The organism is Sphaerisporangium melleum (genome assembly GCF_014646695.1).
GTDB classification, from domain to species: domain Bacteria; phylum Actinomycetota; class Actinomycetes; order Streptosporangiales; family Streptosporangiaceae; genus Sphaerisporangium; species Sphaerisporangium melleum.
Genome location: NZ_BMNT01000022.1, coordinates 156,423 through 166,249 on the forward strand (window position 1 = coordinate 156,423; position 9,827 = coordinate 166,249).

9 protein-coding genes are annotated in these 9,827 nt (G+C 71.0%); 6 read left to right on the forward strand and 3 right to left on the reverse strand.

Features of this window, described 5'->3' with window-relative positions; genetic code table 11:
• The first annotated feature begins 135 nt into the window (after window positions 1-135).
• Both IEY93_RS20635 and IEY93_RS20640 read left to right on the forward strand, forming a co-directional pair.
• Window positions 136-777, forward strand: a complete 642-nt coding sequence (locus tag IEY93_RS20635) for a rhomboid family intramembrane serine protease (protein WP_189164735.1) — start codon at window positions 136-138, stop codon at window positions 775-777.
• Between the two features lie 38 nt (window positions 778-815).
• Window positions 816-1,244 carry a BlaI/MecI/CopY family transcriptional regulator gene (locus tag IEY93_RS20640; RefSeq protein ID WP_203968739.1) on the forward strand — a complete coding sequence of 143 codons (429 nt, stop codon included), beginning with the start codon at window positions 816-818 and terminating at the stop codon, window positions 1,242-1,244.
• A 28-nt stretch (window positions 1,245-1,272) separates the two neighbouring features.
• Here the strand turns inward: IEY93_RS20640 and serC are convergent, their stop codons facing one another.
• Window positions 1,273-2,385, reverse strand: a complete 1,113-nt coding sequence (gene serC, locus IEY93_RS20645; protein WP_189164736.1) for a phosphoserine transaminase — start codon at window positions 2,383-2,385, stop codon at window positions 1,273-1,275.
• A 229-nt stretch (window positions 2,386-2,614) separates the two neighbouring features.
• Window positions 2,615-3,721: a citrate synthase 2 gene (locus tag IEY93_RS20650; protein ID WP_189164737.1), complete on the reverse strand. Its 1,107-nt coding sequence runs from the start codon at window positions 3,719-3,721 to the stop codon at window positions 2,615-2,617.
• A 170-nt stretch (window positions 3,722-3,891) separates the two neighbouring features.
• Between IEY93_RS20650 and pdxH the strand changes: the two genes are divergently transcribed.
• From pdxH to IEY93_RS20670, 4 genes are all read left to right on the forward strand, one after another.
• A complete protein-coding gene (pdxH, locus tag IEY93_RS20655) occupies window positions 3,892-4,545 on the forward strand; it encodes a pyridoxamine 5'-phosphate oxidase (RefSeq protein WP_189164738.1) in 654 nt (217 codons plus the stop codon).
• Between the two features lie 83 nt (window positions 4,546-4,628).
• Window positions 4,629-5,891: an MFS transporter gene (locus tag IEY93_RS20660; protein ID WP_229691307.1), complete on the forward strand. Its 1,263-nt coding sequence runs from the start codon at window positions 4,629-4,631 to the stop codon at window positions 5,889-5,891.
• A 263-nt stretch (window positions 5,892-6,154) separates the two neighbouring features.
• Window positions 6,155-6,859 (forward strand): iron-dependent transcriptional repressor DtxR, encoded by a 705-nt coding sequence (locus IEY93_RS20665; RefSeq protein WP_189164739.1) that lies wholly within the window; start codon window positions 6,155-6,157, stop codon window positions 6,857-6,859.
• A gap of 168 nt (window positions 6,860-7,027) precedes the next feature.
• Window positions 7,028-9,265 (forward strand): ATP-binding SpoIIE family protein phosphatase, encoded by a 2,238-nt coding sequence (locus IEY93_RS20670; RefSeq protein ID WP_189164740.1) that lies wholly within the window; start codon window positions 7,028-7,030, stop codon window positions 9,263-9,265.
• Between the two features lie 126 nt (window positions 9,266-9,391).
• On the opposite strand, the gene IEY93_RS20675 is transcribed toward IEY93_RS20670, so the two are convergent.
• Window positions 9,392-9,556, reverse strand: coding sequence for a hypothetical protein (locus IEY93_RS20675; protein ID WP_189164741.1), 165 nt, complete (start codon window positions 9,554-9,556; stop codon window positions 9,392-9,394).
• Between the last annotated feature and the right edge of the window lie 271 nt (window positions 9,557-9,827).

Sequence of the window (9,827 nt, forward strand, 5' to 3'; positions counted from 1 at the left end):
CCACCGGTCCCGGAAGGCGCATGTCCCGCGCGGACATGCGCCTTTCGCGTGGCGGGGAAATCGCGGGTTAAACCCGCGGAGCTTACGGTAAAGGGAGAGCAAAAAGCGTTCCAGCCCGCGATCGCGAGGAGACCGATGAACGACTACGCGACCAGAGCAGGAACGCCCGCCGCCTCCACGGGCCAGGTGGTGCGGCGGCGGCTCGTCGACCTCGCCACCGGGGCCCTCGGCGCGGCCATCGTCATCGCCCTGCTGGTGGGCGCCGAATGGGCCGTCGAGATCGCCGACTACATCCTCCCGGAGAACCTCGACCAGTACGGGATCCGCCCGCACGATGTGAACGGGCTGAGCGGCATCCTGTTCGCGCCCTTCCTGCACGCGGGCTTCGGCCACCTCATGGCCAACACCGTGCCACTGGCCATCCTCGGGTTCCTCGCCGCCCTGCGCGGCCTGGGACGCTTCACCCTGGCCAGCCTGATCATCATCGTGGTGAGCGGAGCCGGCGTGTGGCTGATCAGCCCGCCCGGCATCACTCTCGGCGCGAGCGGCCTGGTCTTCGGCTACTTCGGCTACGTCGTGACGCGCGGACTGTTCGACCGGCACCCGCTGGACATCGCGCTCGGCGTCGGCGTCGCCGTCCTGTACTACTCGCTCATCGAGGGTGTGCTGCCCGGCCAGCCCGGCATCTCCTGGCAGGCCCACCTGTTCGGGCTGGTCGGCGGAGTGATCGCCGCCTGGACGCTGCGGCGCAGGAAGCGCGCGGTGACGCCGGGGTGACCACCGAAGGACGAATATCCCGGACGCCGGACGGTCCGGTGCGCGCCAATTCCGGCGTGTTCGTCCTGGGGACGTTGGAGCGCGCCATCATGGAAGTGCTCTGGGACTCCGCGGAGCCTCTGCTCGTGCGCGAGGTGCAGAGCGCGCTCAACGCCCGCGCCGGCAAATCTCTCGCCTACACCACCGTGCAGACCGTCGCGGAGCGGCTCGTCCGCAAAGGACTGCTCGGCCGCGCCGCCGAGCGCAAGGCGTTCCGCTACTGGGCGCGGCGCTCGCGCGACGAGCACGTCACCGCGGCCATGCTGGCCGCCCTGGCCGAGACCGACGACCGGGCCCCGGTGCTGTCGTGCTTCGCGCGGAGCGTCGACCTGGACGACGCGCTGCGCCTGCTGGAGGAGCTCGCCCGCCGCACCGGTGAGAGCCCGCACCTGCCCGGGCCCGGGTGGGTGCCCCCGCCCACGACCTGAACGGCCGGGGGCGGGGCGCCGGGAGCGGTCAGAGCCGCTCGACCACGTGGTCGACGCAGGCGGTCAGCGCCTCGATGTCGGCCGGGTCGATGGCCGGGAACATCGCGACGCGAAGCTGGTTGCGGCCGAGCTTGCGGTAGGGCTCGGTGTCGACGATGCCGTTGGCCCGCAGCACCTTGGCCACCGCGGCGGCGTCCACCGCGTCGCTGAAGTCGATGGTGCCGACGACGTTGGACCGCTGCGCCGGGTCGGCGACGAACGGCGTGGTGTAGGGGGTCTTCTCCGCCCAGGTGTACAGCCGGGCGGCCGAGTCGGCGGTGCGCGCGGTGGTCCAGGCCAGGCCGCCGTTGCCGTTCATCCAGTCGAGCTGCTCGGCCAGCAGGAACAGCGTGGCCACGGCCGGGGTGTTGTAGGTCTGGTCCTTGCGCGAGTTGTCGATCGCGGTCGGCAGGCTGAAGAACTCGGGGACGAACCGCCCGCTCGCGGCGATCTCGTCGACCCGGGCCAGGGCACGCGGCGAGAACAGCCCGATCCACAGGCCGCCGTCGGAGGCGAAGCTCTTCTGCGGGGCGAAGTAGTAGACGTCGAACTCGCCGGCCTCGACGGGCAGGCCGCCCGCGCCGGAGGTCGCGTCGACCAGCACGAGCGAGTCGTCGTCGCCCACTCGCCTGATCGGCATGGCGACACCGGTGGAGGTCTCGTTGTGGGTGAGCGCGTAGACGTCCACACCGGCCTCGGCCGTGGCCTGCGGGTGGCTGCCCACCTCGGACTTGATCACCGTGGGCTCGCCCAGCCAGGGCGCCTTGGCGGCGACGGAGGCGAACTTGGACGAGAACTCGCCGAAGGTGAGGTGCTGGGACTTCTCCCTGATGAGCCCGAAGGCGGCGATGTCCCAGAACGCCGTCGTACCGCCGTTGCCGAGCACCACCTCGTACCCCTCGGGGAGCGAGAACAGCTCGGTCAGACCCTCGCGCACCCGGCGTACGAGGTTCTTGACCGGCTTCTGCCGGTGGGAGGTGCCCATCAGGCTCGCGCCGGCGGAGGCCAGGGCGGCGAGCTGCTCGGGACGCACCTTGGAAGGCCCGCAGCCGAAGCGGCCGTCAGCGGGTTTGAGCTCAGCGGGAATCTCGATGTCAGCCACCTAACCTAGATTAGTGAGCCCTCCATGTGCTCACGCCGCCGGTCCGAATCGTGAGATGCGTGCGCGTGTCGCGGGCCGGGCGCCCTCCCGTGCCCCTGCACGGCCCCTGGGCACGCGAAAGGCCCGCAACCGGGGGCTGCGGGCCCTGTTGGGCGTCTTCGGTCCGTGCGGCCGTCCCTGTGGGGGAGGGGCGGCGTCCGGGCGCCGGGGGACGGCCGGTATCGGGGGGTCAGATCGTGCCGATGACCTCGCCGGCACCGGGCACGTCGTCGATCGAGCGCTGCGGCGGGCCGACGTACTTGGCGCTTGGGCGGACGAGCCTGCCCGTGCGCTTCTGCTCCAGGATGTGCGCCGCCCACCCGGCGGTGCGGGCGCAGGTGAACATCGAGGTGAACATGTGCGGGGGAACCTCGGCGAAGTCCAGGATGATCGCGGCCCAGAACTCCACGTTCGTGGCCAGGACGCGGTCGGGCTTGCGCGCGTGCAGCTCGGCCAGGGCGGCCTTCTCCAGCGCGCACGCCACCTCGTACCGGGGGGCGTTCAGCTCCTGGGCGGTGCGGCGCAGCACGCGGGCGCGCGGGTCCTCGGCCCGGTAGACCCGGTGGCCGAAGCCCATGAGCCGCTCGCCGCTGTCCAGCGCCTGCTTGACGTAGGTCTCGGCGCTGCCGATGCGCTCGACCTCCTCGATCATGTGCAGCACGCGCGCCGGGGCGCCGCCGTGCAGCGGGCCGGACATGGCGCCCACCGCACCCGACAGGGCGGCGGAGACGTCGGCGCCGGTGGAGGCGATGACACGGGCGGTGAACGTGGAGGCGTTCATGCCGTGCTCGGCCGCGCTGGTCCAGTACGCGTCGATGGCCTTGACGTGCTTGGGGTCGGGCTCACCGCGCCAGCGGACCATGAAGCGCTCGACGATCGTCTTGGCCTGGTCGACCCGCGACTGCGGGACCATCGGCAGGCCGAGGCCGCGGGCCGACTGGGCGACGAACGACAGCGCGGTCACCGAGGCCCTGGCGAGGTCGTCGCGGGCCTGGTCCTCGTCGATGTCCAGGAGCTGGCGGAAACCGAGCGACGGAGCCAGCATCGCCAGGGCGGCCTGGACGTCCACGCGGATGTCACCGGAATGGACGGGGATGGGGTACGGCTCGGCCGGGGGAAGGCCGGGCTGGAACTTGTTGTCGACCAGCAGGCCCCATACGTGACCGTAGGTGACGCGGCCGACAAGCTCTTCGATGTCGACGCCCCTGTAGCGCAGGGCGCCCCCTTCTTTGTCCGGTTCCGCGATCTCGGTCTCGAACGCTACAACGCCTTCGAGTCCGGGTTTGAAGTCGGACATTCTCGGCCGCCTCCCTTTCTTGAAGTCAAAGCCTTGATGTCGAGATACCGGCGGGTCATATTCAACCCCCTCGGCCTGGGTGCCGTGCCGCGAGGGCCCGACGAAACGCGATCCCCCTGGTAGGGGGTGCCGCTTCGGTCAGGGTGCCGGACGCGGAAGAATACCGGTCTGTGGATGCCGCATCGAGCCCGCCGCCGTTCGCGGGGCTCCGCCGTACATACGAAGGACAGCCGCTGCGGGAGGCCGATCTCGCGGCCGAGCCGGTCGCGCAGTTCGCGACGTGGTTCGCCGAGGCCATCGAGGCAGGGCTTCCCGAACCGAACGCCATGGTGCTCGCCACCTCCTCCGCCGGGGGCCGCCCCACCGCGAGGACCGTCCTGCTCAAGGGTCATGATCAGGAAGGCTTCGTCTTCTACACCAACTACGAGTCGCGCAAGGGCCGTGACCTGACGGAGAACCCTCGCGCCTGCCTGGTCTTCCCATGGCACCCCATGCGCCGCCAGGTGCGCGTGGAGGGCACCGTGGTGCGCCTGCCGCGAGAGGAGTCCGCCGCCTACTTCCATTCTCGCCCGTACGGCTCCCGTATCGGGGCCTGGGCCTCCCGCCAATCGGCGGTGGTGCGCTCCCGCGAGGAGCTGGACGAGCGCTACGGCCGGCTCGCCGAGCGCTGGCCGGAGGATCCGCCGCTGCCCGACTTCTGGGGCGGCTTCCGGGTGGTGCCGTCGGAGGTGGAGTTCTGGCAGGGGCAGATCGACCGCATGCACGACCGCCTGCGCTACCGCCGGACCGGCGACTCGTGGGTGGTGGAGCGCCTGGCCCCCTGAGCCCTCGCCCTCCCCCAGGCGTGGCCACCGTCCATGACCTGGGTAAAGTGTCCGGAGATTTGGCAAATGTCCGGCTTGGGGGAGTGGCGATCGTGCTGCAGTCGGTGCTGAAGCGGGTCGCCGTCGACACCCGTCCGCTGAGCACGCCGGCCTACCGGCGGCTGGTGGTCGGCCAGGGCGTCTCGTTCATCGGCTTCCAGCTCACCACCGTCGCGGTCAGCGCCCAGGTGTACGCCATCACCGGGTCCTCGCTGTGGGTCGGCCTGCTCGGCCCGGCCAACCTCATCCCGCTCGTGGTCTTCGGCCTGTGGGGCGGCGCCGTCGCCGACGCGGTGGACCGGCGCCGGCTGCTGCTGCTCGGCTCGGTCGTGGCCTGGGTCTCCACCGCGGCGCTGCTCGTGCACGCCTGGGCCCGGCTGGACAACGTGTACCTGATGCTCGTCATGGTCGCCCTGCAGTCGACCGGCTTCGCCGTCACCTCCCCGACCCGCGGCGCGATCATCCCGCGGCTGCTGCCCACCGGGCAGGTCGCGCCGGCCAACACACTGAACTTCCTGGTCAGCAGCGTCGGCACCGTGCTCGGACCGCTGCTCGCCGGCGTCGTGCTGGCCAAGTACGACTACGCCACGGCCTACCTCATCGACGCGCTGCTGTTCGGCGCCGGCTTCTACGCCGCCGTCCGCCTGCCCCGCCTGGCCCCCACCGGCGAGGTGTCCCGGCCGGGCCTGCGGTCGGTGGTGGACGGGCTGCGCTACATCGCGACGCGGCCGATCGTGATGATGTCCTTCGTGGTGGACATCATCGCCATGGCCTTCGCGCTGCCGCGCGCCCTGTACCCCGAGCTCACCGCCGAGCGCTTCGCCGGGTCCCCGGTCGCCTTCGGCTGGCTCTCCGCGAGCCTCGCGATCGGCGCCGTCGTGGCCGGGTTGTTCTCCGGCTGGGTCGGCAGGGTGCGCCGCCAGGGCCTCGCGCTGACCTTCGTCATCGCGCTGTGGGGCCTCACCGTCGCGGCGGCGGCCTTCGCGCAGCCACTGTGGCTGATCGTCACGCTGCTCGCCGTCGGCGGCGCCATCGACCTGGTGTCCGCGGTCTGGCGGCAGACCATCCTGCAGACCTACGCCCCCGACGAGATGCGCGGGCGCATGCAGGGGGTCTTCATGGTCGTCGTGGCCGGCGGCCCGCGCCTGGGCGACCTGCGGGCCGGCGCGACGGCCGGCGTCGTGGGGCTGGTGCCCGCCTGGGCGGGCGGCGGGCTGCTGTGCGCGGTGCTCGTCCTGGTCGCCGGGCTCGGCGTCGCGTCCTTCCGCCGCTACGACGCGGTGCGCGACGCCATGGTGCGGCCGTGACCGGAGGACGGCGAGCACGCGGGGTGGCCCCGGCTTTCCCGGAGTAGAGGCGACGCAGTGGGCGAAGGATGCGATCCTAAGAGGGAGTCACTTGCTTTCCGCTGCCACGCTCGTTCCCCGTCTCACGCCGTTGTGTCGGTAGGTCTGCGTAAGCTCTGTCCGGACACCGGTCCGTGCCCCTGGAACAGAGCGTCCTCGGCCTGTCCGAACGGGCAAAACCCCAGGGAGCCGGACGTAGCATCTAATTCTGGAGGGGAGGAGCCTTGACCGCACACGGCCTGATCGACACCACTGAGATGTACCTCCGCACGATCTTCGAGCTGCAGGAGGAGGGGATCACCCCTCTACGGGCCCGCATCGCCGAGCGGCTGCAGCAGAGCGGCCCCACGGTCAGCCAGACGGTGGCCCGCATGGAGCGCGACGGTCTGGTCCGCGTCGAGGGCGACCGTCACCTGACCCTGACGGCGCTCGGGCGCACGCTCGCCACACGGGTGATGCGCAAGCACCGGCTGGCCGAGTGCCTGCTCACCCAGGTCATCGGCCTCCCTTGGGAAGAGGTGCACGTCGAGGCGTGCCGCTGGGAGCACGTCATGTCCGAGTCGGTGGAGTCCCGCCTGGTCACCCTGCTCGGCAACCCGGTGGTGTGCCCGCACGGCAACCCCATCCCCGGGCTGGACGAGCTCGGGGTCGAAGGGCCCGACTCCTCCGTCGAGGAGGTCATCGCCGCCATGGCCGATCTCGCCGGTCCCAGTGGCATAGCCGTAGTCGTGCGGCGAATTAGCGAACAAGTGCAAAGTGATCCTGCTGTGATGCTTAAACTCAAGCAAGTTGGGATACAACCCGGACGCGAGGTGACGCTCGCGGCGAGCGACGACGGTGTACGGGTGACAGGTGACGATGAAGCGCACAACACGCCCGCGGAGTTCCCGCGAGATGTCGCTGCGCATGTCTTCGTCTCCCGGCGCTGACCGACCGATGCTCGTCCGGTCGCATCCCAGTAGGGGGTTCCCCTTTCTCTTGTTCCGCAGCCCCGTCTTCCCCGAGCCTTCCGGCGGCCGCCGTCCGGCCGCCGGGGCCCACGCAGGAGCGCACGTGGTCGCCTTTGCCCATGCCCCTCTCCGAGGGGTGGCCGCCCGATGAAGCGATGGGGGGATCTCTCGCAGGACGCGGCCGATCACCTGTCGCCTGACCGGGTCCTCGACCACGCCGAGATGGCCGTGGTCGTGACCGACCGGTTCAGCAACGTGCTCTATTGGAACCCGTTCGCCGAGCGGCTGTTCGGAACTCCCGAACGGCCGCAGGAGTCCGGCGACGGCGACCCGGCGGGGCTGTCTTTAGGGATCATGGAGAAGGACCACCCCCTCGCGGTCGAGCTCGCCAAGCACGTCCTGCGCGGCGGTGTCTGGGAGGGCACCTTCGACGTCGCGCGCGGCGACGGCACGATCATCTACGTCCGGGCACAGGCCGTGCCGCTGCGCCATCCGTCGGGCTCGGTCACCGGCATCGTCATCACCGCCCGCGAGGCGATGCGCAGCAACGAGCGGGAGAAAGACCGTTTCGGCCTGCTGGAGCGCATCGGCGAGCGGCTCGCCGGCTCGCTGTACGTCGAAGAGACGCTCAACCGCGTCGCCGAGATGCTGGTCCCCCAGTTCGCCGACCACTGCTTCATCGAGCTGACCGAGGGCGACCGGCTGGTCCGCAAGGTCTCCACCCACGTCAAGGGCTGGACGCCCCCGCCGGGCACCTGGCGGCCGGTCGGGTCCGAGATCCGCTACCCGCCCGGCCACTACGCCGAGATCGCGATGCGCCGGCAGGAGACCATCATCGTCGAGGACTTCGCGACGATGAGCTACCCCTCGCCCAGTGAGGAGTCCAGGCGGCTCTGCGGCGAGATCGGCATGACCTCGGCGATCGTCGCGCCGCTGTGCGCGCGCGGCGAGACGCTCGGCCTGATGTACCTCGCGATGTCGAACCTCACCGACCGGCGTTCACCGCACTACGACGCCTTCGACCGCGACTTCGTCGGGGCCATCGCCACCCGGGTCGCGATCGCCGTCGACAACGCGCTGCTGTTCGAGGAGGAGCGGCACACCGCCGAGTCCTTCCAGAAGTACCTTCTCCCGCGCGAGCTGCCGCAGCTCGACGGCCTGGAGATCGCGGTCCGCTACTATCCCGCCGCGCCGCTCGCCTCGCACGGCCAGGGCATCCAGACCCAGGTCGGCGGCGACTGGTACGACGTGATCCCGCTGTCGGCCGGCCGGGTCGGCATCGTGATCGGCGACGTCGAGGGCCGGGGCGCCAAGGCCGCCGCCGTCATGGGCCAGCTGCGCGCCGCGCTGCGCGCCTTCGCCCAGGACGACAAGTCCCCGGCCGACATCCTCGCCCGGCTCAACGAGTGGACGCGCATCATCGCGCCGATCGAGCACGACGACTACGGCGCCGACGTCAGCACCCCGCCGATCGTCACCTGTCAGTACCTGGTGTACGACGCCTGGTCGCGGCAGTTGTCGTTCGCCAACGCCGGGCACTCCCCGCCGCTGCTGATCGTCGACGGCATGGTGACCGAGCTGGACATCTCCGAGGTCGGCCAGCCGCTCGGCGTCAACGCCAAGGGCATGCACGTCGACCTGGTGTACAAGGAGGAGACCCGGGTGCTGCCGCCCGGGGCCGGTCTGCTGCTCTACACCGACGGCCTGGTCGACCGGCGTCCGGCCCGCGAGTCCGGCGAGGCGCCGCTGAGCGACGACGAGGTGCTGCGCGTCCTGTGCGAGAAGGTCGGCAAGGCGTCGTCGGAGTCGGTCGAGCGCATCGCCGACGCCGCGACCGTCGCCGTCCCCGGCGAGATCGACGACGACATGGCCATCCTGGTCATCCGTTCCGCGCCCAAGGAGCTCAAGTACGAGGAGCGCACCTTCCCCGCTCAGCCGATCATGGTGGGTGAGGCGCGGCGCATGGCCTCCGAGGCGTTCGCCGGCTGGGGCGTGCCCGAAGACCGCGTCGAGCTGGCCTGCCTGCTGGTGTCCGAGGTGGTCACCAACGTCGTGCTGCACGCGGCGAGCGCCGGCGTCCCGCGCCGCGAGCTGGTGCTGGACGGACCGCCGCTGCCGTTCGACGAGTCGTGGGACGTCCCCGGCATGGACAACGAGATGGCGGGCGAGAAGGAGTTCACCCTGCGGCTGCGCCGGGGCGAGGAGTCCATCTGGGTCGAGGTCTTCGACCAGGATCTCCGCCTGCCGCGCATCCGCAGCGCCGGCGAGAACGACGAGGGCGGCCGCGGGCTCTATCTCGTCGACCAGCTCGCCCGCCGCTGGGGTTCGCGTCCCACCAAGGACGGCAAGGCCGTCTGGTTCGAGATCTCCACCAAGACCCGCTGACCCTCCCGCCCCTGGCACCGCTTTCCGGCGCTCAGTGGCCCCGGTGCCGGGCCGCCCGGGGGCGGGTCTCAGCCGTCGGCGTGGCTCATCGTGCTCCCGGGACTCGCGGTGCCCGCTGGGTAGCGGTCAGCGCTGGGTCTGGGTGTAGAGCGCGAGGACCACGATGACGAACGTGATCATGACACCGGCGTAGGCCAGCGGGCCGAGGCGCAGCATCTTGCGGAGGCGGTTCAGCCCCCAGGCGAACAGGAACGCCAGGAAGATCAGCAGGATCAGCCCGCCGTTGTCCATCGTCACCATCCTCGCGAACGGCCCGCCCGCGACAAGCCCGCCCACGCGGGCCGGACGGGGCCCGCAGCCACTCTAGCCCCGGCCCGGCCCGCTCAGACGCGACTCCGGTGCGGCGCGTCGCGCCGCACCGGAGTGCTACCTCATCGAGCGGGGTTCGCCACCGGGTGGGTCACGGCGAACCGGGGTGGGTCAGCTCCAGGTCCACTTCTGGTTGTTGCCGCCGTGGCAGGAGTACAGCTGGATCAGGGTGCCGTTGGCGGTGCCCTGGCCG